This window comes from Staphylococcus simiae (genome assembly GCF_017357005.1).
GTDB classification, from domain to species: domain Bacteria; phylum Bacillota; class Bacilli; order Staphylococcales; family Staphylococcaceae; genus Staphylococcus; species Staphylococcus simiae_A.
Genome location: NZ_CP071589.1, coordinates 1,660,646 through 1,684,351, shown reverse-complemented (window position 1 = coordinate 1,684,351; position 23,706 = coordinate 1,660,646). Strand labels below are relative to the sequence as shown.

32 protein-coding genes are annotated in these 23,706 nt (G+C 31.0%); 25 read left to right on the top strand and 7 right to left on the bottom strand.

Annotation, left to right across the window (positions count from 1 at the left end; translation table 11 throughout):
* Positions 1–21: 21 nt before the first annotated feature.
* From glpK to hfq, 5 genes are all read left to right on the top strand, one after another.
* Complete coding sequence (glpK, locus tag J3R86_RS07575; protein ID WP_207516806.1) at positions 22–1,518, top strand: glycerol kinase GlpK; 1,497 nt, start codon at positions 22–24, stop codon at positions 1,516–1,518.
* A 160-nt stretch (positions 1,519–1,678) separates the two neighbouring features.
* The gene (locus J3R86_RS07570; RefSeq protein WP_207516805.1) at positions 1,679–3,352 is read left to right on the top strand and encodes a glycerol-3-phosphate dehydrogenase/oxidase; all 1,674 of its coding nucleotides are present in this window, start codon (positions 1,679–1,681) and stop codon (positions 3,350–3,352) included.
* Between the two features lie 325 nt (positions 3,353–3,677).
* The gene (locus tag J3R86_RS07565; RefSeq protein WP_207516804.1) at positions 3,678–4,586 is read left to right on the top strand and encodes an alpha/beta hydrolase; all 909 of its coding nucleotides are present in this window, start codon (positions 3,678–3,680) and stop codon (positions 4,584–4,586) included.
* Between the two features lie 24 nt (positions 4,587–4,610).
* Entirely contained in the window at positions 4,611–5,546 is a 936-nt protein-coding gene (miaA, locus tag J3R86_RS07560) for a tRNA (adenosine(37)-N6)-dimethylallyltransferase MiaA (RefSeq protein ID WP_207518531.1), read from the top strand.
* Between the two features lie 15 nt (positions 5,547–5,561).
* Positions 5,562–5,801, top strand: coding sequence for an RNA chaperone Hfq (gene hfq, locus J3R86_RS07555; RefSeq protein ID WP_002463889.1), 240 nt, complete (start codon positions 5,562–5,564; stop codon positions 5,799–5,801).
* Between the two features lie 349 nt (positions 5,802–6,150).
* Here hfq and J3R86_RS07550 read toward each other — a convergent pair whose 3' ends face one another.
* Positions 6,151–6,627, bottom strand: a complete 477-nt coding sequence (locus J3R86_RS07550; protein WP_207516803.1) for a glutathione peroxidase — start codon at positions 6,625–6,627, stop codon at positions 6,151–6,153.
* A gap of 110 nt (positions 6,628–6,737) precedes the next feature.
* Here J3R86_RS07550 and hflX point away from each other — a divergent pair, with 110 nt between their 5' ends.
* The 4 genes from hflX (at position 6,738) to glnA (ending at position 11,200) form a co-directional block, all read left to right on the top strand.
* Positions 6,738–7,976, top strand: a complete 1,239-nt coding sequence (gene hflX / locus J3R86_RS07545; RefSeq protein ID WP_207516802.1) for a GTPase HflX — start codon at positions 6,738–6,740, stop codon at positions 7,974–7,976.
* 18 nt (positions 7,977–7,994) lie between these two features.
* Positions 7,995–9,233, top strand: a complete 1,239-nt coding sequence (locus J3R86_RS07540) for a methionine gamma-lyase family protein (RefSeq protein ID WP_207516801.1) — start codon at positions 7,995–7,997, stop codon at positions 9,231–9,233.
* A 239-nt stretch (positions 9,234–9,472) separates the two neighbouring features.
* Positions 9,473–9,841, top strand: coding sequence for a MerR family transcriptional regulator (locus tag J3R86_RS07535; RefSeq protein ID WP_207516800.1), 369 nt, complete (start codon positions 9,473–9,475; stop codon positions 9,839–9,841).
* Positions 9,842–9,859: 18 nt separating this feature from the next.
* Positions 9,860–11,200 (top strand): type I glutamate--ammonia ligase, encoded by a 1,341-nt coding sequence (glnA, locus tag J3R86_RS07530; protein WP_207516799.1) that lies wholly within the window; start codon positions 9,860–9,862, stop codon positions 11,198–11,200.
* A gap of 144 nt (positions 11,201–11,344) precedes the next feature.
* On the opposite strand, the gene J3R86_RS07525 is transcribed toward glnA, so the two are convergent.
* Positions 11,345–12,472, bottom strand: coding sequence for a site-specific integrase (locus J3R86_RS07525; protein WP_207516798.1), 1,128 nt, complete (start codon positions 12,470–12,472; stop codon positions 11,345–11,347).
* Between the two features lie 298 nt (positions 12,473–12,770).
* Between J3R86_RS07525 and J3R86_RS07520 the strand changes: the two genes are divergently transcribed.
* The gene (locus tag J3R86_RS07520) at positions 12,771–12,947 is read left to right on the top strand and encodes a hypothetical protein (protein WP_207516797.1); all 177 of its coding nucleotides are present in this window, start codon (positions 12,771–12,773) and stop codon (positions 12,945–12,947) included.
* Here J3R86_RS07520 and J3R86_RS07515 read toward each other — a convergent pair.
* The 3 genes from J3R86_RS07515 to J3R86_RS07505 form a co-directional block, all read right to left on the bottom strand.
* The gene (locus J3R86_RS07515; RefSeq protein ID WP_207516796.1) at positions 12,930–13,901 is read right to left on the bottom strand and encodes a DUF6414 family protein; all 972 of its coding nucleotides are present in this window, start codon (positions 13,899–13,901) and stop codon (positions 12,930–12,932) included. The two genes, J3R86_RS07520 and J3R86_RS07515, sit on opposite strands and share 18 nt — an antisense overlap.
* Before the next feature lie 203 nt (positions 13,902–14,104).
* A complete protein-coding gene (locus tag J3R86_RS07510) occupies positions 14,105–14,479 on the bottom strand; it encodes a hypothetical protein (RefSeq protein WP_207516795.1) in 375 nt (124 codons plus the stop codon).
* Positions 14,480–14,627: 148 nt separating this feature from the next.
* Positions 14,628–15,026, bottom strand: coding sequence for a helix-turn-helix domain-containing protein (locus J3R86_RS07505; protein ID WP_207516794.1), 399 nt, complete (start codon positions 15,024–15,026; stop codon positions 14,628–14,630).
* A gap of 170 nt (positions 15,027–15,196) precedes the next feature.
* Between J3R86_RS07505 and J3R86_RS07500 the strand changes: the two genes are divergently transcribed.
* A complete protein-coding gene (locus J3R86_RS07500; protein ID WP_207516793.1) occupies positions 15,197–15,415 on the top strand; it encodes a DUF739 family protein in 219 nt (72 codons plus the stop codon).
* A gap of 27 nt (positions 15,416–15,442) precedes the next feature.
* Positions 15,443–15,634, top strand: a complete 192-nt coding sequence (locus J3R86_RS07495) for a hypothetical protein (protein ID WP_207516792.1) — start codon at positions 15,443–15,445, stop codon at positions 15,632–15,634.
* 138 nt (positions 15,635–15,772) lie between these two features.
* Here the strand turns inward: J3R86_RS07495 and J3R86_RS07490 are convergent, their stop codons facing one another.
* Positions 15,773–15,916 carry a hypothetical protein gene (locus J3R86_RS07490; protein WP_207516791.1) on the bottom strand — a complete coding sequence of 48 codons (144 nt, stop codon included), beginning with the start codon at positions 15,914–15,916 and terminating at the stop codon, positions 15,773–15,775.
* A gap of 56 nt (positions 15,917–15,972) precedes the next feature.
* Here J3R86_RS07490 and J3R86_RS07485 point away from each other — a divergent pair, with 56 nt between their 5' ends.
* The gene (locus J3R86_RS07485) at positions 15,973–16,182 is read left to right on the top strand and encodes a hypothetical protein (protein WP_207516790.1); all 210 of its coding nucleotides are present in this window, start codon (positions 15,973–15,975) and stop codon (positions 16,180–16,182) included.
* Positions 16,183–16,304: 122 nt separating this feature from the next.
* Here the strand turns inward: J3R86_RS07485 and J3R86_RS07480 are convergent, their stop codons facing one another.
* Positions 16,305–17,165, bottom strand: coding sequence for a DUF4393 domain-containing protein (locus tag J3R86_RS07480; protein WP_207516789.1), 861 nt, complete (start codon positions 17,163–17,165; stop codon positions 16,305–16,307).
* A gap of 107 nt (positions 17,166–17,272) precedes the next feature.
* Here J3R86_RS07480 and J3R86_RS07475 point away from each other — a divergent pair, with 107 nt between their 5' ends.
* From J3R86_RS07475 to J3R86_RS07420, 12 genes are all read left to right on the top strand, one after another.
* The gene (locus J3R86_RS07475; protein ID WP_242692885.1) at positions 17,273–17,551 is read left to right on the top strand and encodes a hypothetical protein; all 279 of its coding nucleotides are present in this window, start codon (positions 17,273–17,275) and stop codon (positions 17,549–17,551) included.
* Between the two features lie 11 nt (positions 17,552–17,562).
* Positions 17,563–17,739 (top strand): DUF1270 family protein, encoded by a 177-nt coding sequence (locus tag J3R86_RS07470; RefSeq protein WP_207516788.1) that lies wholly within the window; start codon positions 17,563–17,565, stop codon positions 17,737–17,739.
* 70 nt (positions 17,740–17,809) lie between these two features.
* Entirely contained in the window at positions 17,810–18,076 is a 267-nt protein-coding gene (locus J3R86_RS07465) for a hypothetical protein (protein ID WP_207516787.1), read from the top strand.
* Entirely contained in the window at positions 18,069–18,614 is a 546-nt protein-coding gene (locus tag J3R86_RS07460; protein ID WP_207518529.1) for a host-nuclease inhibitor Gam family protein, read from the top strand. Before J3R86_RS07465 ends, J3R86_RS07460 begins: the two co-directional genes overlap by 8 nt.
* A gap of 2 nt (positions 18,615–18,616) precedes the next feature.
* Entirely contained in the window at positions 18,617–19,396 is a 780-nt protein-coding gene (locus J3R86_RS07455; protein WP_207516786.1) for an ATP-binding protein, read from the top strand.
* A gap of 14 nt (positions 19,397–19,410) precedes the next feature.
* Positions 19,411–19,917 (top strand): DUF669 domain-containing protein, encoded by a 507-nt coding sequence (locus J3R86_RS07450; protein ID WP_207516785.1) that lies wholly within the window; start codon positions 19,411–19,413, stop codon positions 19,915–19,917.
* Positions 19,918–19,943: 26 nt separating this feature from the next.
* Positions 19,944–20,894, top strand: coding sequence for a DnaD domain protein (locus J3R86_RS07445; protein ID WP_207516784.1), 951 nt, complete (start codon positions 19,944–19,946; stop codon positions 20,892–20,894).
* A 435-nt stretch (positions 20,895–21,329) separates the two neighbouring features.
* A complete protein-coding gene (locus tag J3R86_RS07440; protein WP_207516783.1) occupies positions 21,330–21,515 on the top strand; it encodes a helix-turn-helix domain-containing protein in 186 nt (61 codons plus the stop codon).
* A gap of 198 nt (positions 21,516–21,713) precedes the next feature.
* On the top strand, positions 21,714–22,268 hold the full coding sequence (locus J3R86_RS07435; protein WP_207518528.1) for a dUTP diphosphatase: 555 nt from the start codon (positions 21,714–21,716) through the stop codon (positions 22,266–22,268).
* 6 nt (positions 22,269–22,274) lie between these two features.
* Positions 22,275–22,514 (top strand): hypothetical protein, encoded by a 240-nt coding sequence (locus tag J3R86_RS07430; RefSeq protein WP_207516782.1) that lies wholly within the window; start codon positions 22,275–22,277, stop codon positions 22,512–22,514.
* 41 nt (positions 22,515–22,555) lie between these two features.
* Complete coding sequence (locus J3R86_RS07425) at positions 22,556–23,059, top strand: sigma factor-like helix-turn-helix DNA-binding protein (RefSeq protein WP_207516781.1); 504 nt, start codon at positions 22,556–22,558, stop codon at positions 23,057–23,059.
* Positions 23,060–23,415: 356 nt separating this feature from the next.
* Positions 23,416–23,610 (top strand): hypothetical protein, encoded by a 195-nt coding sequence (locus J3R86_RS07420; RefSeq protein ID WP_207516780.1) that lies wholly within the window; start codon positions 23,416–23,418, stop codon positions 23,608–23,610.
* The last annotated feature ends 96 nt before the right edge of the window (positions 23,611–23,706 follow it).

Sequence of the window (23,706 nt, the reverse complement as noted above, 5' to 3'; positions counted from 1 at the left end):
GTTTAAAGGAGACTACATATTATGGAAAAATATATTTTATCTATAGATCAAGGAACAACGAGTTCTAGAGCAATGTTATTTAATCAAAAGGGAGAAATAGCAGGTGTTGCGCAACGTGAATTTAAACAACACTTTCCACAATCAGGTTGGGTAGAACATGATGCAAATGAAATTTGGACTTCTGTATTAGCTGTAATGACGGAAGTTATGAATGAACATAACATTAATGCTGAGCAAGTTGAAGGGATAGGTATTACAAATCAACGTGAAACAACTGTTGTTTGGGATAAAAATACAGGTCGCCCAATTTATCATGCAATCGTGTGGCAATCTCGCCAAACTCAAGGTATTTGTAATGACTTAAAAGAACAAGGTCATGAACAATTATTTAGAGACAAAACTGGTTTATTATTAGATCCATATTTTGCTGGAACTAAAGTGAAATGGATTTTAGATAATGTCGAAGGTGCTAGAGAAAAAGCTGATAATGGAGATTTGTTATTTGGTACAATTGATAGTTGGTTAGTATGGAAATTATCAGGTGATGCTGCACATATTACTGATTATTCAAATGCTAGTCGTACTTTGATGTTTAATATCCATGACTTAAAATGGGACGATGAGTTGTTAGAAATATTAGATGTTCCTAAAAATATGTTACCTGAAGTAAAAGCATCTAGTGAAATCTATGCTAAAACAGTTAGCTATCATTTCTTTGGTCAAGAAGTACCTATCGCTGGTATCGCTGGAGACCAACAAGCTGCTTTATTTGGACAAGCATGTTTTGAACGTGGAGATGTTAAGAATACGTATGGTACTGGTGGATTTATGTTAATGAATACAGGTGAAAAAGCTGTTAAGTCAGAAAGTGGTTTATTAACAACGATTGCTTATGGCTTAGATGGAAAAGTTAACTATGCACTTGAAGGTTCAATCTTTGTATCAGGTTCTGCAATTCAATGGTTACGCGATGGACTAAGAATGATTAATTCAGCACCACAATCTGAAAATTATGCAACACGAGTAGACTCAACAGAAGGTGTTTATGTAGTACCAGCATTTGTTGGATTAGGAACTCCTTATTGGGACTCTGAAGCACGTGGTGCAATTTTTGGCTTAACTCGCGGTACTGAAAAAGAACACTTTATTCGTGCTACATTAGAATCTCTATGTTACCAAACTAGAGATGTCATGGAAGCAATGTCAAAAGACTCTGGCATTGATGTTCAAAGTTTACGTGTTGATGGTGGCGCTGTTAAAAATGACTTTCTTATGCAATTCCAAGCTGATATCGTTGATACGCCGGTTGAAAGACCAGAAATTCAAGAAACTACTGCATTAGGTGCTGCTTATTTAGCTGGTTTAGCAGTTGGATTCTGGGACAGTAAAGATGAAATTGCTAAAAACTGGAAATTAGAAGAAAAATTTGATCCGAAAATGGATGAACAAGAGAGAGAAAAATTGTATAAAGGTTGGAAGAAAGCTGTAGAAGCAACACAAGTTTTTAAAACAGAATAATTCCAAACACTAAATAGACTGAATAACAAAATTTATGTTACAATAAAGACAAGTTAATATTTGAATCGAGAAATGAGAGATTTATTCGTGCATTTTCAATTAAATGAAATTGTTTATGTAGGATAAATCTCTCTTTTTATATTATAGGAGGCGTTTTAACATGGCATTGTCTACTTTTAAAAGAGAACATATTAAGAAGAATTTAAGAAATGAAGAATACGATGTAGTTATTATTGGTGGAGGAATCACAGGTGCAGGAATTGCATTAGATGCAAGTGAACGCGGTATGAAAGTAGCGTTAGTTGAAATGCAAGACTTTGCTCAAGGAACAAGTTCAAGATCAACTAAGTTGGTTCACGGTGGTTTAAGATATTTAAAACAACTTCAAGTAGGCGTAGTTGCTGAAACAGGTAGAGAAAGAGCAATCGTTTATGAAAATGGTCCTCATGTTACAACACCAGAATGGATGTTACTTCCAATGCATAAAGGTGGTACATTTGGTAAGTTTTCAACTTCTATAGGTTTAGCAATGTATGACCGTCTAGCAGGAGTTAAGAAATCAGAACGTAAAAAAATGTTATCTAAAAAAGAAACATTAAATAAAGAACCTTTAGTTAAACAAGATGGTCTTAAAGGTGGAGGCTACTATGTTGAATATAGAACTGATGATGCTCGTTTAACTATTGAAGTAATGAAAAAAGCTGCTGAAAAAGGCGCTGAAATTATAAATTATACTAAATCAGAACACTTTACTTATGATAAGAATCAACAAGTTAATGGTGTTGAAGTTATCGATAAATTAACAAATGAAAACTATACAATTAAAGCTAAAAAAGTTATTAATGCTGCAGGACCATGGGTTGACGATGTAAGAAGTGGTGACTATGCACGTAATAATAAAAAATTACGTTTAACAAAAGGTGTCCATGTTGTTATCGATCAATCAAAATTCCCACTTGGTCAAGCGGTATACTTTGATACTGAAAAAGATGGTCGTATGATTTTTGCGATTCCGCGTGAAGGTAAAGCTTATGTAGGAACAACAGATACATTTTACGATAATATCAAATCATCACCTTTAACAACTCAAGAAGATAGAGATTATTTAATAGATGCAATTAATTACATGTTCCCAAGTGTTAATGTTACAGATGATGATATTGAATCTACATGGGCAGGTGTTAGACCACTTATTTATGAAGAAGGCAAAGACCCTTCTGAAATTTCTCGTAAAGATGAAGTATGGGAAGGTAAATCTGGCTTGCTAACAATTGCTGGTGGTAAATTAACTGGCTATCGTCATATGGCTAAAGGCATTGTTGATTTAGTATCTAAACGATTAAAAGAAGAATATAAATTAACATTTGGACCATGCAATACTAAAAACTTGCCAATTTCTGGTGGAGATGTAGGTGGCAGCAAAAACTTTGCGAAATTTGTTGAACAGAAAGTAGACGCTGCTAAAGGTTATGGTATCGATGCAGAAGTTGCACGACGTTTAGCATCAAAATATGGTTCAAATGTTGATGAATTATTTAATATTGCTCAAACATCACAATTCCATGATAATAAATTACCATTAGAAATATATGTTGAACTTGTTTACGCGATTCAACAAGAAATGGTTTATAAACCAAATGATTTCTTAGTACGTCGTTCAGGAAAAATGTACTTTAACATCCAAGATGTCTTAGATTATAAAGATAGTGTTATTAAAGTGATGTCTGACATGTTAGATTATTCTCCAGCACAAGTTGTAGCTTATACTGAGGAAGTTGATCAAGCTATAAAAGAAGCTCAACATGGTAATAATCAACCAGCAGTTAGAGAATAAATTTTAAAAACTACAGTTAGTTTTAATAACTTCATAGTATATCTATTTAACAGCCTTGTCCTATATGTCGAGGCTGTTGTTTTTAGATTTGCTTTTTTTATGTATCAGTTCGATTTTGAGAGAAACTGTTTTTATAGAACTGAATTCTATTATTAGTGACGATAATGATTTGGACATCAATAAATTGACGTCTAGGTACAAAAGGGCAATTTTTGCTAATGATTGATTATTAATTTGTAAAAGTCTGTAAAGAAAGAAATTATGAAAATATGATAAGATAAGATTTCGAACGTGTGTATTGATATTGGTGATAGGAGTTGATTATATGGCAACAAAAGCTTTTAAATTAACAGTGATAGATGATACGAATATAGAAGTAAAAGTTGATTATACCGACATGCCATCTCGAGGCTTTATTCATATCTTTCATGGTATGGCTGAACATATGGAGCGATATGATAAAATAACACAAGCACTTAACCAACAAGGATTTGATGTCATTAGGCATAATCATCGAGGACATGGTAAAGACATTGATGAGACGACTCGAGGGCATTATGATGATATGAGACAAGTTGTCAGTGATGCTTTCGAGATTGCTCAAACAATCAGAAGTAATAGTGACAAACCTTATTTTGTCTTAGGCCATTCAATGGGTTCTATCATTGCACGCTTATTTGTTGAAACATATCCACATTATTGTAAAGGTCTTATTTTAAGTGGTACGGCCATGTATCCAAGTTGGAAAAGTTTACCTGCTATCTTCGCTCTGACTTTAATGACAACAAGTTTTGGTCAACAATCAAGACTTACATGGCTAAATCATATGCTTACTAAAAGTTTTAATAAAAACATATCACCCTTACGCACAACAAGTGATTGGTTATCATCTGACTCAAATGAAGTAGATAAATACATTCGTGATTCATATTGTGGATTTGAAGTATCAACTCAATTATTGCACCAAACGTTATTTTATATGCATCATACAACACAATTTAAACATCTCAAGTTACTTAATCGAGACATGCCTATTTTATTAATTGCTGGTTATGAAGATCCTTTTGGTGATTATGGCCAAGGCGTTTTAAAACTAGCTAAACGTTATAGAAAAGCAGGTATAAAGGATGTAAAAGTTAAGTTATATCATGAGAAACGACATGAAATCCTTTTTGAACATGGCTATCGCAAAGTTTGGAAAGAGTTATTTTTATGGCTAAATAAGAACATATAAAGACAAAAGGAAAGAGAACGAGATATTATGGCGAAAAAACCTTTTATAATAGCAATTGTAGGTCCAACTGCTTCAGGTAAAACTGAACTTAGTATAGAATTAGCCAAACAACTAAATGGAGAGATTATTAGTGGTGATTCTATGCAAGTGTATAAGACAATGGATATAGGTACAGCGAAAGTTACACTAGAAGAAATGGGTGATGTGCCTCATCATTTAATAGACATTTTAGAGCCTGACGAAACATTTTCAGCATATGATTTTAAACTTCGTGCTGAACAATTAATTGAAGACATAACTGCAAGAGGAAGAGTACCGATTATTGCAGGTGGAACAGGCTTGTATATTCAATCACTGTTGTATAATTATGAGTTAGAAGACGAAAGCGTATCACAAGAACAACTTGATAAGGTTCAACAACAGTTAACTCAATTATCTGAACTTGATAATACTGAATTACATGACTATTTAGCTTCATTTGATGAAGAATCTGCAAATAATATTCACCCAAATAATAGACAAAGAGTATTGAGGGCTATTGAATATTATTTAAAAACAAAAAAACTTTTAAGTAATCGAAAGAAAGTGCAACAATTTACTGAAAATTATGATACATTATTAATAGGGATTGAAATGTCGCGTAAAACATTATATTCAAAAATAAATAAACGTGTTGATATTATGTTGGATCACGGATTATTTAAAGAAGTGCAACAACTTGTTGACCAAGGCTATGAAACATGCCAAAGTATGCAAGCAATTGGATATAAAGAATTAATCCCAGTGATTAACGGACAAATGACATTAGACGATGCTGTTGATAAATTGAAACAGCATTCTCGCCAATATGCTAAACGACAAATGACATGGTTCAAAAATAAAATGAATGTTCATTGGTTAGACAAAGAAAACATGACACTTCAAATGATGTTAGATGAGATTACAACCCATATTAAATAAAAGGAGTTCTGACAAATGATTGCAAATGACAACATCCAAGACAAAGCACTAGAGAACTTTAAAGCGAACAAAACAGAAGTGACAGTATTCTTCTTAAATGGTTTCCAAATGAAAGGTGTTATAGAAGATTACGATAAGTATGTAGTTAGCTTAAATTCTCAGGGTAAACAACATTTGATATACAAACATGCGATCAGCACTTATACAGTTGATAATGAAGCTCAAGCTGAAGATACAACTGAAAGTGAAGAATAAGTTGTAATCAACAACATGAGTTATTTCTTCTAAGATTTACCAATAGATATTATGTATATGAGCATAATAAAAATAGGTAATCAAGCTCAATGTTTATTTAGCATTAATCAACCACTATTCAATATGTAAAGGTTTAAATGTAATACAAAATTTTGTTGTTACATACAAAGTGAGCATATGTTAATTGTGAGATTAACTAATGTATAGCATCATTTATATATTGAATATCGTATAACTTAAGCACAGTACAATGTTTGTAAAAATGCTTCGTTTAAAGCCGGTTTCTTATTTGAAAGCCATACTTTAAACGAAGCATTTTAATGTTGAAAGATTTAATTGAAATTATTGTTTACAGTAATTCTTCTATTGCACTTTCTAGTTGTGCCGGTTTTTTTTGTGGAGAAAAACGTTTAACCACATTACCATCACGATCAACTAAAAACTTTGTGAAATTCCATTTAATTTTTTCGTTTAGTAAACCGTGTTGTGCATCAGTTAAAAATCTAAATAATGGCAGTTGATGTTCACCTTTGACATCGACCTTCTGATGCATTGGGAAAGTTATGCCATAATTTAGTTTACAGTTTTGTGCTGCTTCTTCACCAGAACCTGGCTCTTGTCCACCAAATTGATTACATGGGAATCCCAGTACTACAAATCCTTGTTCTTTATATTTATCATATAAAGATTGTAACCCTTCAAATTGAGGGGTAAATCCACATTCGCTTGCAGTATTAACGATTAACATGACATCGCCTTTATAATCTTCTAATTTATAAGTAACACCTTTATTTGTCTCTACTACAAAATCGTAAATTGTTTCCATATAATCATCCTTTCGATTTAATTAAATGTAACATAATTTTGCTTAATAGTCTTTAGATATACACTATGATAGAATAGGTTTTGTAGTATAAAATTAAGGAGATGTATAACATGGCACAGCAATTGATTCATGATACAAAAGAAAAACAAGAAAAAGCTGTTTTAGTCGGTGTACATGCTCAAGATGATCAACAATTTGATTTTGAATCAACAATGGAAGAGTTAGATGCATTATCAAGTACTTGTCAATTAGATGTAGTTGGTCAAGTGACACAAAATCGTCATCGTGTTGACCGTAAATATTATGTTGGTAAAGGCAAAATTGAAGAAATTCAAGCATTTATTGAGTTTCATGATGCTGATGTCGTTGTTACCAATGATGAGTTAACTACAGCACAATCGAAAACTTTAAATGACTTATTAGGTGTTAAAATTATTGACAGAACTCAGTTGATTCTAGAAATTTTTGCGTTAAGAGCACGTAGTAAAGAAGGTAAATTACAAGTCGAACTTGCTCAACTAGATTATTTATTACCAAGACTACAAGGACATGGTAAGAGCTTATCACGATTAGGTGGAGGTATTGGAACTCGTGGTCCTGGTGAAACAAAGCTTGAAATGGATCGTCGACATATACGTACACGTATGAATGAAATTAAACACCAATTAAAGACAGTTGAAGAACATCGACAACGTTATCGTAATCAACGAGATCAAAATCAAGTGTACCAAGTGGCTTTAGTTGGGTATACTAACGCAGGTAAATCATCTTGGTTTAATGTGTTAGCAAATGAAACAACTTATGAACAAAATCAATTATTTGCGACATTAGATCCTAAAACACGTCAAATTCAAATTAATGAAGGTTTCAATATGATTATTTCTGATACAGTTGGATTTATTCAAAAATTACCTACAACATTAATTGCTGCATTTAAATCAACACTCGAGGAAGCTAAAGGTGCTGATTTATTAGTACACGTTGTTGACGCCAGCCACTCAGAATATCGCGTGCAATATGATACGGTTAATGATTTAATTATTCAACTGGATATGGGTCAAATACCACAAGTTGTCATTTTTAATAAAAAAGATTTGTGTGAAGTGAATGGAGATATTCCTGTAACACAATTACCACATATATTTGTGTCAACAAAAAATGCAGATGATAAAGAAAAAGTAAAAGATTTATTAATGACTGAAGTGAAAAGAAATTTAACTTTTTATAATGAAACAGTAGCAGCTGAAGACGCTGATCGTTTATATTTCTTGAAGCAACATACGCTAGTAACTAGGCTTGTTTTTAATGAAGTTCAAGAAAATTATTATATTGAGGGATATAAAAAATAGTAAAAGGACGACAAAAGAATGACTGATATTAATGAATTAATTGTTGATGTTGAACAGACATTAGCTCCATATTTTAAAAAGATAGAAGATATTGCGTATTATAACCAAGAAAAGGTATTAGATGCATTTCATCATGTCAAAGCAAGCGAAAGTGATTTACAAGGTACGACAGGATACGGCTATGATGATTTTGGTCGAGATCATTTAGAAGAAATATATGCTCATACCTTTAAGGCAGAAGATGCTATTGTTCGACCACAAATTATTTCAGGTACACATGCCATTACTTTAGCATTACAAAGTATGTTGAAATATGGGGATGAATTATTATATATCACAGGTAGTCCTTATGATACTTTACTTGAAGTGATTGGTATCAATGGCAATGGTATTGAAAGTTTGAAGGAACACGGTGTGACTTATCAGGATATCGCTTTGAAAGAGGGACATATTGATATAGAAAACGTGTTGCAACAAATCAATGATCGAACAAAAGTAATTGCGATACAACGTTCAAAAGGATATGACCAAAGACCTTCTATTACAATAGATGAAATTGAACATGCAATACACATGATAAAGTCTAAACACCCGAATATCATCATTTTTGTTGATAATTGTTATGGTGAATTTGTTGAAACAAAAGAACCTATAGAATGTGGTGCAGATTTAATAGCAGGGTCCTTAATTAAAAATCCTGGAGGTGGTCTAGCGAAAATCGGTGGCTATATCGTTGGGAGACAAGATTTAATTCAACGTTGTGGTTATCGTTTAACTGCTCCTGGTATAGGAAAAGAAGCGGGTGCATCATTAAATTCTTTGCAAGAGATGTATCAAGGATTTTTCTTAGCACCTCACGTTGTTAGTCAAAGTTTAAAAGGCGCATTATTTACGAGTTTATTGTTAGATAAGTTAAATATGAAAACGACACCTAAATATAATGAAAAACGTACAGATTTAATTCAAACTGTACAATTTGATACTAAGGAACAAATGATTTCATTTTGTCAAAGTATTCAACATGCTTCACCAATTAATGCGCATTTTAGTCCGGAGCCTAGTTATATGCCCGGCTATGAAGATGATGTCATCATGGCAGCAGGAACTTTTGTACAGGGGTCATCAATTGAATTATCAGCTGACGGACCTATTAGACCACCATATGAAGCGTATGTACAAGGTGGATTAACCTATGAACACGTTAAATTAGCCGTTACTCGCGCAGTTAGACAACTGCAACAACAAGGTTTAGTTTAACACTTAAAACTCAGGGCAAAATGTAATGTCCTGAGTTAAATTTTGTTTATTTTATCAGATTATTTTAAAAATTTTCGAAAAAAATTATGTAATTGAACTGAATTTTATATTATGCAGATATATTGGATGCTTTCATATCAAGGGTTTGAAGCTCTATGTTAGAAAACCTAACATATTTTTGTATTATCTGATTATTTATGATAAATTGTTAACAAGTTCAAAAGTAGAGGAGAGGTACAATGATGTCGAATGATGCAATCAGACGCAACATGGCCGTATTCTCTATGAGTGTTGTTAGTAAACTAACAGATTTATCTCCAAGACAAATCCGTTATTACGAAACACATGAACTGATTAAACCAGAAAGAACAGAAGGTAAGAAACGACTGTTCTCACTCAATGATTTGGAACGATTACTAGAAATTAAATCATTAATAGAAAAAGGATTTAATATTAAAGGGATTAAACAAATCATATTTGATAGTCAAGAGCATTTATCAACTGATGAACAAGAAACTAGAAAAAAGATGATTGTAGATGCCACGCAAAAGCCTGTTGGAGAAACATTGCCAATAAATCGTGGTGATTTATCCCGATTTATTAAATAAAACTTGGAGGATTTCAAAATGCCAAAACGTACTTTTACAAAAGATGACATTCGTAAGTTTGCTGAAGAGGAAAATGTAAGATATCTAAGATTACAATTTACAGATATTTTAGGAACAATTAAAAACGTTGAAGTACCTGTTAGCCAATTAGAAAAAGTACTTGATAACGAAATGATGTTCGATGGTTCTTCTATCGAAGGATTTGTACGAATTGAAGAATCAGATATGTATTTACAACCTGATTTAGATACTTGGGTTATCTTCCCATGGACAGCTGGACAAGGTAAAGTTGCGCGTTTAATTTGTGACGTATATAAAACGGATGGTACACCATTTGAAGGGGATCCACGTAACAACTTAAAACGTGTGTTAAAAGAAATGGAAGACTTAGGATTCACAGACTTTAACTTAGGGCCTGAACCAGAATTCTTCTTATTCAAATTAGATGACAAAGGCGAACCAACGCTTGAGTTAAATGATGATGGTGGTTACTTCGATTTAGCACCTACTGATTTAGGTGAAAATTGTCGTCGTGATATCGTATTAGAATTAGAAGACATGGGCTTTGATATCGAAGCAAGTCATCATGAAGTAGCACCTGGACAACATGAAATCGACTTTAAATATGCAGATGCTATCACAGCATGTGATAATATCCAAACATTTAAATTAGTAGTTAAAACAATTGCGCGTAAACATAATTTACATGCAACATTTATGCCAAAACCATTATTTGGTGTGAATGGTAGTGGAATGCACTTTAATGTATCTTTATTCAAAGGTAAAGAAAATGCTTTCTACGACCCTAATAGTGAAATGGGTCTAACAGATACAGCATATCAATTTACGGCAGGTATCTTAAAAAATGCACGTGGATTCACAGCAGTATGTAACCCACTTGTTAACTCATACAAACGATTAGTTCCAGGCTATGAAGCACCTTGTTATATCGCTTGGAGTGGTAAAAACCGTTCACCGTTAGTACGTGTTCCATCCTCAAGAGGACTTTCTACTCGTATTGAAGTTCGTTCAGTAGACCCAGCTGCTAACCCATATATGGCTTTAGCTGCAATTTTAGAAGCAGGCTTAGATGGTATTAAGAACAAACTTGAAGTACCAAAACCTGTTAACCAAAACATTTATGAAATGAACCGTGAAGAACGTGAAGCAGTAGGCATTCAAGATTTACCTTCAACATTATATACAGCAATAAAAGCTATGCGTGAAAACAATGTTATCAAACAAGCTTTAGGTAATCATATTTACAATCAATTTATTAACTCTAAATCATTAGAATGGGATTATTACCGTACCCAAGTGTCTGAATGGGAGCGCGAGCAGTACATGAAACAATATTAATACGCTAAACAAAATGGGATGATTTAAGTAGTATCAAGAGCTAGGGCGATTTCGCTTTAGCTCTTTTTTGGTGTGAAATGGGCAACTTTTTTATGTGGAAATTGGTGCTATTTAGTCGATTGGGCAACTTTTGGGCAACTAAACTTAAAAAATGTCACGTATATAGGTTTCGAAATTATCTTTTGCATTATGATTCATTTGTTCAGTTACGTGACTATACACGTTGCTTGTTATGAATTCACTCTTATGACCAAGTCGTTCTTGAATTACTTTCATTGGAACATTACTCTCTAACAATAAAGTGGCGTGAGTATGTCTTAATTTATGTATACTTAACTCGTTACCTTTACCTAAAATTTTACCTGTAACATATTTCATTGTATTATGTGTTGTTGAACGTGGAAGAGGGTCACCAAACTCGTTACAAAACATAAAATCATAACTCATATTATATAACTCACTGTTTGCGAGTTTATTAGCGTTCTGCAAGGACTTTAGTTTAAATAATTCTTTTGATAATGTGTCACTTATAAATATAATTCTATTTTCTTTATTTTTAGTAGCACCAAATTGATTTCTTTTCTGATCATATGACTTTGTAATTGATATAGTTTTGGCTTTTCTGTCGTAATCTTGCCAGGATAATGCACTCGCTTCACCAATACGCATACCTGTTTCAATAAGCGTTCTAAATAAAAAATATTGATATATATCGCGTTTTTTAACCATATCTAAAAAAGGTTTGATTTTGTCTTTTGGTAAATATTTCGCTTTGTCTCGTTCTTTTAAGTTTTTATGTTGAAGCGTGATACCATCACATGGATTGAAATATATATGTCTATCATATTTAGCACGTTCCATCGCACGCTTAAGTAAATTATGTGTTTTTGATAAAGTTGATTTACTATAACCATGTTCAATTAACGTGTTAATAAATTTTTGATGCATTGATGGTGTAATATCTTTTATTTTAATATTTGGATCATAGTAAGTTAATAATCTTCTTTTAGCATATAGCTCAATTTCAAATGTACTTTGACTAATTTTATCTTTACGCCAAGTTTCAAGATAATAGTCAAGCCATTGTTCGAGCGTAAAATTAACATATTCTTTAAAGCCATTTTTTAAATTTAACTCAACTTCTAAGGCTGCTTTTTTAGCTTCTGCTTTAGTTCTAAATCCTGATTGAGTGATATATTTTTTGTCTCCAAATTCATCTTTATAATGTACTTTAAATCTCCAATAATTTCCTCTCTTTTCAAATGAAGCCATTTATAGGACACCTCCTAAAAAATAAGAAGGGTAGACGTGCTACCCTGTGAATAATTCTTGAAATAATAGCCAATGTAACTTTTAGTATATTTAAGATAACGCGAGAAGGATTAGCTCTGGGTCCCCGAATGGGGGTAAGCGAAAGCTGAGAATTCCTATGACCCTGGGATTATCTTTTTTAATTTCTTAAACTATCCTTCCACTAAAAAATGTAACAAACAATAAAAGTAGGCTTGCTAACCACAAATGTATATTTAATAAAAATATGATATAATTAAATCAAGTGGTGGTGATAATAATGATTGATTTAATTAAAAATAAAATTAAACAAAATGAAAAAGAACGTAAGAATATGTCGGTAATACATCATGAGAACTATTTAAAAGCCAAGAAAAAAATAAAAAATAATAATGATAATAAAAAGGAAAATTATATTCAAAATCATGTAGAAAAAGAATTATCTAGACACTTTTGAGTATTCTAAACCAATTGGTTGGAATATATCGAATGTGTCTTTTTCTTTTAAACCTAATACTGATGTTAAAAAGATCATTAATATACCTTGAGTACCTTTTGATAAGAAATCTTCGTCATCAAAATCCATTTTTTGAAAATCAGTTACAGATGAGAGAGTTGTTGTTTCAGTTATTTTTCTTCCAAATCCCTCAATGTTTACTATATTAGCTAAAGATAAGGTTTCTCCAGGTATTCTTAAACAACTTCTATCTCCAATTAATATTGTATTACCTCTATATAAAATTATTTTGTTACCAAATATAGTTGAAAGATGTTTAGACATTTCATTAAAAGTTTTTAAAAATGATAATCCTTCGAATGTTTCATAGAATTCTTCTAGTTCTTTTTTATCTTTAAAATCCTTTGGCAACTTTTTACTTCCGGGATGCTCTAAATACTTTGTTGCAGCTTTATATTTATTGTTTAAAGTTTCAATGTCAGGCAGAATAAATGAGTTGCTCATGAACGACATTTGTCTTAATAATTCAGTATCAAATATTTTAGAAGATGTATTTATATCTAGAACAGTAAACTTTCCATTGATATCTACAAAATCAAATTGATTACCATTTGCAATGTTATGTATTTCTTTTTTTGATTCTAGTTCCTCATAGACTTTGTTATATAAATAATCATCATAAGCTTTTTTAATCCCCATTTTAAAAGTTTCATTGTTAAGAAATTCGATAGATTTACTTTCAAAAGTTGAATTTTCCACATTTCCACTTATATTAGTACCGCTCGTACCAAATTTAGCAGAAGTGCTTCTTTTTTCGTCACTTCCATAATTATCGATAATATTGTCACCTGTTTGTTTCATTTTTTCATCACTTATTTCTAATATTTTACCTTCAAATAATTGTGCGGAAATACTTGAGATAGCATCAGTATCTAAATATAAAAAATCTTTCATAATACATTTCTCCTTTACGTATATATTTGAACGCATGCAGGCGTAGTTAATCAATAAACTGTAATTTATAAATTCTCAATCTTCTTTGTTTATGTTCAAACAATGTCAATTATTCAAATTTTATAATGTAATTATCATATCGAGCATTTAATCTATATTTTTGTTTGTACCATGCTGTTGCTTCTTGTTGCATTTAAAGCCTCCTAAATAATTTCTTGATGAATATTTAATAAATCAGTGTGGAATATATTGAGAAAATGTAGATCTGAGTATTTAACTTTATAGAAGTATATTGTTAGTAAGATGTCTGTTACAGGGACTTTAAAATAAGCACTTAACTGAGGTATCGTTTGGCAGTCATGTATTTCTATCGCTTGTTTAATATGATTTAAGGGGATTAATAATTCAAAATCATGATAATGATATAAAGACTTTGGTTCTTTAATTTCAATAGTTGAAATAGATGATAAATTCTTATTAATATATAAATCACTACCTATAATCAGACATTCTAGCTTATCAGGCATCTCAATAAATTTAAGATTTATATCATCAATCAACTCCTTGTATTGATGCATAACTTCACTCCTTTATATTTTAGTTTGTAAGAATTTTAGATTTTTATCATCTCCAATTTATCAAAGTTAAATTATGCATAATTTTTATATAAAAAAAGAGAGTTACACAAAACACAATAAAACAAATGTGTTTGAATAGTAGCTCTCTTTATTTATCGCTATTATTTTGTTGGTTAGTTCTTTTGCTATTTACATAATCAATGAAATTGATGATTTCTTCCATTTCTTCTTTAGTTACGTCACTTTTAATGTGAGCGTATATTTTTTCCTTATTTCGACTAACGTTACGAGAATCATCAGATATTCTTAGTGAATCAACATTATAACCTAATAACCAGGCTTCATTAACATTCAAAATTTTTGCTAATACATAAAGTTTTTTTTGACCAGGTGTCGTTTTGCCATTTACGTATTGACTAAGATCAGTTTTTGAAATTTTAATATCATTAAATTCATTCAGTGATTTTACTTTATTAATAATATCAACTTGTTTCATATTATTTTTTTTCATTGCTTCTTTTAATCTAGCACTAAATGAACTTTTCATTATAACTAACCTCCTAATGAATATAAATTAATTATAGTGATTATAGTAAAAAAGTTCAATAATATTATTCAAAAATTTTGAACTTTAGTATTGCAAATCTAAACACCATATGATAAATTATAGTTAAGTTCAATAAAATTGAACAACTTTGATGAAGTGGAGGTATAATCATGTTATTTAATTATGATGCTTTAAATGGAAAGATTGTTGAAAAGTTTCGCAATCAAAGTCAGTTTGCATTGGCTTTAGGTATGTCAGAACGAAGTTTATCATTAAAATTAAATAATAAAGTTGGATGGAAAGATAGAGATATTTATAAAGCATCCAAACTTTTAGGTATTAATGATATAGATATACCTAGATATTTTTTTAATATTAAAGTTCAATAGTTTTGAACATTAATGCTAAAACAAGGAGTGATAAACATAATTACAGCAAACACAACCAACGTACTACTTTTACAAGATAAACATTTGTTAAAGCACTTTGAAGGTAAAGAAGAATTGGCACATTGTATTAAGACATTAGATAAAGAAAAGACAAAAATTAAGGTTGAACTTAGCAAAATTGTAAGTATTAAAGATTTGGGAGTGATAAGTAATGAATAAATTATTTAAAACAACCCTCCTCATCACAATGGCAGTTGTGACTTGGAAGGTCATAAAAATTAATAGTCGATTAAATATTGAGAATATTACTAGTGAAATTAATCGACAAAACACTAATGGTAGTGGTTTTAGTCTTTTTTAAGAACTTCGAAAAGCACTGATTTGAATTAAAGAAATATCGTTTGGATTATTTTTTTCTCTATCCTCAAATAATTCTTTATAAATTTCTTCAAAACGATTATTTCTTTTTTCGACAAAATTCTTAAATTCGCTTTTATCCATATTTAACACCACCTTATTGGTTAATAACTAAATTATACATGAAAGGAGTGATTTAAATGGAATATATCGGTTTTGCAGATGCTATTGAGTTTGTAAAAATAAGCGGCATTTCTAAGAACGATTTAGAAAAGCATGTCTACAGTAATACGGAATTTCAAGTCCAATGTATGTACCGAATTGGTAAAAATCACAAGCGTTACATCAAGATTAGACCGGCGATTGATTTTATAGAACAAAATTTATTGATGCCAGAAACTGCATTATAAGGAGATGAAAAGATTGAACAAACTACAACTATTCAAAATAGCACTCCTAACAGCACTTTTGGTCGAGGAAGTTAGGAATGCTAAAAGGGATAAAAAATATAAAAAATTATTTAGTTCACCATTTAATTAATACAAGTATTTACAAACGCTTGACCATAGGCCGATATTTGTATGTAGCCTTTTTCAATATCTATTACCCAAGGTTTATAGAAAGAAATAAGATTTTCGTAATTCAAATCTGTCTTATTACTAATTTGTTCTAAGGTAAATCCAGCTCGCAACATATCTTTAACAAACTCTAAATTTTTATCTGTTCTCATATTAAATATAAATTGAGAAAAATGTTCAAAGTATCTAGGACTATAAAAAGCATCATATACACCTTCTTTAGTTAAAGAAGAAAGACCAGAACTATCACTAAGTATTCCCAATCTGATTAAATTATTTATTGCTAGTTCGGTTTGTTGTATGTCGATAGGCGAGTTTTTTATTAACGAGTCAGAAATATTGAAACCATCATTACTTGAATTAACGACAGCTCTATATTTCGCTGTTGGATGTATATTAGAAGTGCTTAAATGTTTTAACAAAACAGCATCGTTTGGAGAAAGTTGCTTAATAACTTCAACAAATGAATGGTGTGTTAACGAACTTTTCCTATTGTCCATTGATGATGCGATTAATTTGGCAAACATGTTACTTAAAGATTGCTCATCAATATAAAATTTTGAGGCTTCTAATGCAGGTCCAAGCAAAGAGATTTGTGGTTCTTTTAAATTTTCTTCAGGAACATTTGAAATTTCATCTTTAAACTGCATTTTGAATCTTTCAAAATCTAATTCGCGTTTGTATTGAATTTTATCAACATAAAAATGAAATTTTCCGAAAATAAGGTCCCAAGTTTTACTGAATGTTTTTATTGGTCCTTTAGCAGCACCTTTTTCAATTAATTTATTGACAAAAGTAAAAAGGAATTGATCCATTATATAACATCTCCATTCTATCTCAGTAACGATAAAAGGATTATAACACGGAAATATGGAGCGAAACTTAATTGTAAATAAGATATACAAGTATACAACAGAAAGGAATGATTAAATTGTTTACTTTTAGCATAGATAATGACCAACTAAATATTCTTGTTGAGAAAAAGGTTAATGAAATGTTAGCAAAGTATCGACGACAAATTGCGACAATAGATATTAAAGGATTAGTTGAAATTACTGGTATTAGTAAATCAACACTACAAAATAAAATCGTGCTTGAACCTGAAATAAAGCAATACCAACGTCGTATAGGGTCTAGGGTACTGTATCTATATCCTGAAGTCATTGAAGGTTATAAAGCCTATTTAAATCGAATTAATTAGAGGTGCTGATAATGACAAACACTTATAAAAGTTATCTAATAGCCAATCTAGCATTTACAGCTCTAGGTAGTGCACTGTGTTTTGTGTTCTACTTTACTACAGCAATATCACTAGCGGCATTTATCAGTATAGGAGTGTTTAAATTTTTTATAGATATATATTACAAAGAAAAAAAGACCGATTACTAACGCCAATTAGTAATCAGTCATTATGATTAAGCACGATTTTACTTTAACTAAATATTAGGAGGACGTCAACATGTGTTCGAAAGTTTTAGTGCAGTCTAAATTAAAACATAGTAGTTTTGAAAAGCTAGCGATTGAATTAATTAAACTCATTCCATCCGATAGATTTTTAGTCGAATATAAATACAACATGATTTTTATAGGACATTTTAATGATGCATATGTTAATCGATTCAAAGGTTTTTATATATTTCATGATATCGATAGCAAAAATACAATTTTAACTAAATTCGAACAAGCAAAGAAAATTTTGAAGGGAGAAAAATTGATTGATGAATAAATTACAACAATTAGAAATAGATGCGCTCAATAATACTAATGAGCAAGAAACTTTTAAAGTTACAGATTTAAAGACAGCAAATTGGGTGTTTAAAAAAATAGATGCTATCAATGCATCAATTACTGATATTGAAGATGTTGCAAAAGAAGAAGTGGAAAAAATTATAAATTGGTGTGACCAAGAGACCGCTTCATTAAAACAAAAATTATCTTATTTTGAAGGTCTTGTCATTGATTACTATCGAGAACAAAAAGAACTAGATAAGAAATTTAAATTAAAAACGCCATATGGCAAAGTAACATCACGTAAAGGATCTAAAGTTATTCAACTGAGCAATGAGTCTATGGTGATTGAACAATTAGAAGCACGTGGATTAACAGACTATATCAAAGTCACTAAGAAACTCAATCAACAAGAGATTAAGAAAGATTTTAACGCGACAGATTCAGGCACACTTATCGATGTTAACGGTGAAGTTTTAGAAGGGGCACATTTAGTAGAAAAGCCGATGACTTTTTCTGTCAAAGTAGGTGAATAATAATGACGCAATCAAAACCACAACAAAGTATATTAGCCAAATTGAAGATAAATAATATTGCAGAGAAGAATAAGAAGAAATTTTATAAATTTGCGATATACGGCAAAATTGGCTCAGGTAAGACGACATTTGCGACAAGGGATAATGATGCCTTTGTTATTGATATTAATGAAGATGGTACAACAGTGGTTGATAAAGGTGCTGATGTATCGATAGAGAATTATCAACATCTTTTATATGTCATTCAATATCTACCACAAATTTTAAAAGAAATGCGTGATGAGGGAATGACAATAAACGTTGTAGTGATTGAGACAGCTCAAAAACTAAGAGATATTACATTAACTGATGTTATGAAACATAAAACAAAAAAGCCTTCTTTTAATGATTGGGGAGAAGTAGCAGATCGAATCATAACGATGTATAGACGTATATCGAAGTTACAAGAATTACATCATTTTCATTTTGTCGTTACAGGACACGAAGGGATTAACAAAGATAAAGATGAAGAAGGAAGCACAATCAATCCAACTGTAACGATTGAAGCTCAAGAGCAAATTAAAAAAGCCATTACATCTCAAAGTGATGTCTTAGCAAGAATGATGATTGAAGAAGAGCAATTAGAAAATGGACAGGTCAAAGCAAACTATGTTTTAAATGCTGAGCCTTCACACATGTATGAAACGAAAATAAGACACTCTCCATCAGTACAAATCAATCATAAGAAATTTATTGATCCATGCATCAGTGACATTGTACAAGCGATTAGAAATGGTAATTAGGAAAGGTGAATAATATGAAATTTAATTTAAATTTACAAGGCGCTCAAGAAATTGGCAACTATATGAATCCTGGACAATATAGCGTGAAAATCAAGAATTTTGAAGGAAAGCAAAGTAAAAATGGACATCCACAATTTGCGATTACTTTTGCCCATAAAGAAGCTGGTGAGTTTGTACATTTTGCTAATGCAGATATGACGACAGACTACGCTAAGAATTGGATATATACATTCTTATCCATTGCAGGCTTACAAGGCGTAAATGGGGCGTTTAGCTTTACAGAAAGAGATTTGATAGGTAAACCATTAAACATTGAATTAAAGCGCGAATATAACGATTATACAGACAAATGGAACACTGTTTTAAAACGTATATGGCGCTTTGATGGTACACCCATTTTTGAACAGTATGAAATTAAAGACAATGAGAAGAATCAACCAAAACAAAGTAAACTAAGTGTATTAGATAGCAATCCAGATATATCTACATTAGAAATTACAGACGATGATTTGCCATTTTAATTGTCTAATAAAAATGAGGTGATTAAATGGCTGGTTGGATAAAAATACATCGTAAAATAATAGACCATTGGATTTGGGAAGATGCTAAACGATTTAAATGGTGGATGGATATATTATTACTAACCAATCATACAGATAAAAAGACAATGATTGGTGGTGAATTAATCACCATTAAACGTGGCACTTTTCATACATCAGAATTAAAATTAGCTGAACGTTGGAACGTCTCAAGAAACACAGTAAGAAACTATTTAAATGCACTAGAAAAAGACAATATGATAGCCACTAAAAAGACAAGAAACGGAACAACCATTGAAGTGCGTAACTATAGTGTTTATCAAAGAAATGAGGAAAATAAAAAACAACAAAGTGAACAACGGACTGAACAACAGACTGAACAACGAACTGAACAATACACTGAACAAAAGAAGGACAACAGACTGAACAATACACTGAACACGACTAAGAATGTAAAGAATATAAAGAATTATAAGAATGATAAGAATGTAAAGAAGGAGAAGAAGAAGAAGAAGATTATAAATGCCTTCGTCTTTTTTCAAGAAAATGGATTTGGTCAATTGAGCCCATACATTCAAGAAGACTTGAATTATTACCTCGACCAATTTAACAACGATGCAGATGACATCATGATAGCAGCATTAAAAATTGCTAAGGATCGAAACAAAGTTAGTTGGGGTTATGCCAAGTCAGTATTAAATTCATGGCTTAATTTAAATTTACAATCAATTGAGCAAGTGCGAGCATATGAGATTCAACAACTGAATTTAAAGCGTCAAGAACAAACGCCGACGTTTAAAATAGCATCGAAAGAAAAAACACCGATTTGGTTAGAACAACAAAATAGTCCTACACCACCAGTTGATGCTACACCACAAAATGATGAACAATTTGAGCGTGATAGACAAGCATTTCAAGAACACCTTAAAACGAAATGGGCAGACGTTGAAGACGACTAAATTATCAAACGTAGGAGTTTAACAAGATTTGAGTTAAGAGATAGAGAAACAACTCATCTTGTTTAATATAAAATGCTAACAAAAAACACATACCTTGTCGTAGAAAGTATGTGCTACGGAAATTTTGTTTGGTTTTAGCTACTACGACTAACAGCACATGTTTTGCTGGTATCGTCCCCAGCCCTGTCATGTGCATAAGTCTTCAATTAAAGTCTAATGATATCTAGTTACTACCTAAATATCATTTACCAATTTTAACGTCTCTCGTTTGACAATGGAACACGACAAAAGATGTCCGAATTTAAATTTACTAACTTATAAAACCACAGGGTGATTTAAAACCTCGCATAAGCAAGTAAATCACCTCCCAATTTCGTGGGGTTATTATAATTATAAAACGAAATTTCGTCATAAACAATACTAAGGAGTACTTATATGCTTAATATAAAAAAATTAAGAGAAGAAAAAGGGATGAGTCGATATCAGTTAGCTAAATTAACAGGTTTACAAAACTCGACTATTCGCTCAGTTGAATTAGAAAATAAAAATCCGGGGTTTTTAACGATTAAAAAAATATGTGAAGCATTAGACATTGATTTGAATAAGGTTGAAGAAATATAAAACCTCATCATTATTTCGGGAGTTGATACAGTGAAAATTAGATTATTAGATATTACGAGTAATCAATTGGATATACGCAACTATCTTATATCTGAATCGCCTATATTTGTTGATGGTGACAAATTATATGATGTTGTAATTGATACTGATCAAATTAATTTCAACACTGTTGAAAATCAGACTGGAGGAACAACGAACATGATTAAAGAGCTACAAATTAAATTATTATCACAATATGCAACTTTACCCACACGTGCTTATCATCATTCGGCTGGATTAGATATATATTCAGCCGAAACATTGATACTTGAGCCGCAAGATAAAGCGGTGATAAAAACTGATATAGCTGTCAACATTCCTAAAGGTTATGTAGGGTTATTAACATCAAGAAGTGGTGTCAGTAGTAAAACACATTTAGTGATTGAAACAGGCAAGATAGATGCTGGTTATACTGGTAATTTAGGGATTAATATTAAGAATGACTATATTAGTTTAGAAGAATATGACGGAGCGAAAATGGATACCAATGACGGTGGAGTTATGTACACTATCTATAATATCAACGGAAAGTCACATTATGACCAAAGATATGACTATCCAACTTATCAAATCAATAAAGGCGATAAATTAGCCCAATTGGTTATTGTACCAATTGAAACACCAGCTTTAAAAATTGTCGATGACTTTCATCATGAAACCACACGAGGTACAAAAGGTTTTGGTAGCTCAGGTTTTTGTAATCCAAAGGAGTGAACTAAAGTGATATTAATCAATATAACATTACTAGCAATGACAATTTTATTGTTCTATTTCTCAACAATGATTACATACAGTTATTTAAGAATGGTTGTAGGTTTGTTATTAACTATTTTTTTAAGTTTTACAATCACAATAGCATTCGAGTTTGATTATATAGAATACATATTATCAGTATTATTATTAATTGTATTTATAGAATTAATTGAGATTAAAGTTATTTTAAATACTAAACGTAATTAGCATATAGTACATCATTTATTACATCAAGGAGAAACAACATCATGAAAGATTTGCTAATAGAATACAGAAAAACAAGATTGTTAGTTATTAATAAAATTAATCAACTTGAGATAGTTCAAGGACATGAAGAGGATGATTTATCAATTTATAAAGATATACTCAAAGATATAGATTACATTATTGAATGGTTAACGACTGGCCATGAGCCAAACAATTACAATGCCATTGACAAAGCACAATGCTATTTAATCGATCATGATGTTATTAGCAAAGCTTTCAGTGAATCTATGTATCATAAAAGTTCAGATGTTGAATACTCCGATGTAATAAATGATATAAATCATCCTGTTAGTCATGCTTTAATGAAATTAACTCAAAAAGAATTAGAATGCTTCATTATGGTAAAATGTGAAAGGCTATCATTAAAAGAAGTGGCAGAATTATTAAATATACAAAAAGGAACTGTTCAAATGTATCTAAACAGGGCAATAACAAAAATGGAATCTGAATTAAAAAGTAATTTATTTTTATTAAAAATTGTATAAAAAAATTATAAAATAGTATTTAATAACACGTTTAGTCGTGCTATAATAAAGTATACCAATTGAAAGGAGGGCAGTGAGGTGTTAGAAAGTTTGAAAAATATAACAGAAATCGCCTTTTATATAATGTCTGTCATAGCCATAGTCAAGACATTACAAAAAGACGATAAGTAAGAGACAATGCCCGAAAGGGCTTGTCTATGTATAATAATTCTAACACTATAGTATTATGAAAACAATTTACATTTTATTAATTTTATTAATTTGGGTTAATGTAATTTTAGGTAATGACATAAGTGATAGCGTCATCGCATTATTGACTACACTATTATTAATTAATAATTGGAAGAGGGAAAAGAATGAATACAATAAATGAAATTATTAACTCAATCGAAACATTATTAAAATCACATACAGGATATAAAATTTCAAAAGATAGTGGTGTACCTTATCAAACTGTTCAAGATTTAAAAAATGGTAAAACGCATATTGAAGATGCACGCTTTAGAACAATTGCGAAATTATATCAATACCAAAAATCATTAGAAGATTAAAGATTAAGCCATGCCTTTATTCGGTGTGGCTTTATTACTTACATTTAAACATAGTCAAATCTTGTCTTACGATTGATACATTAGTAGGAGATAGAA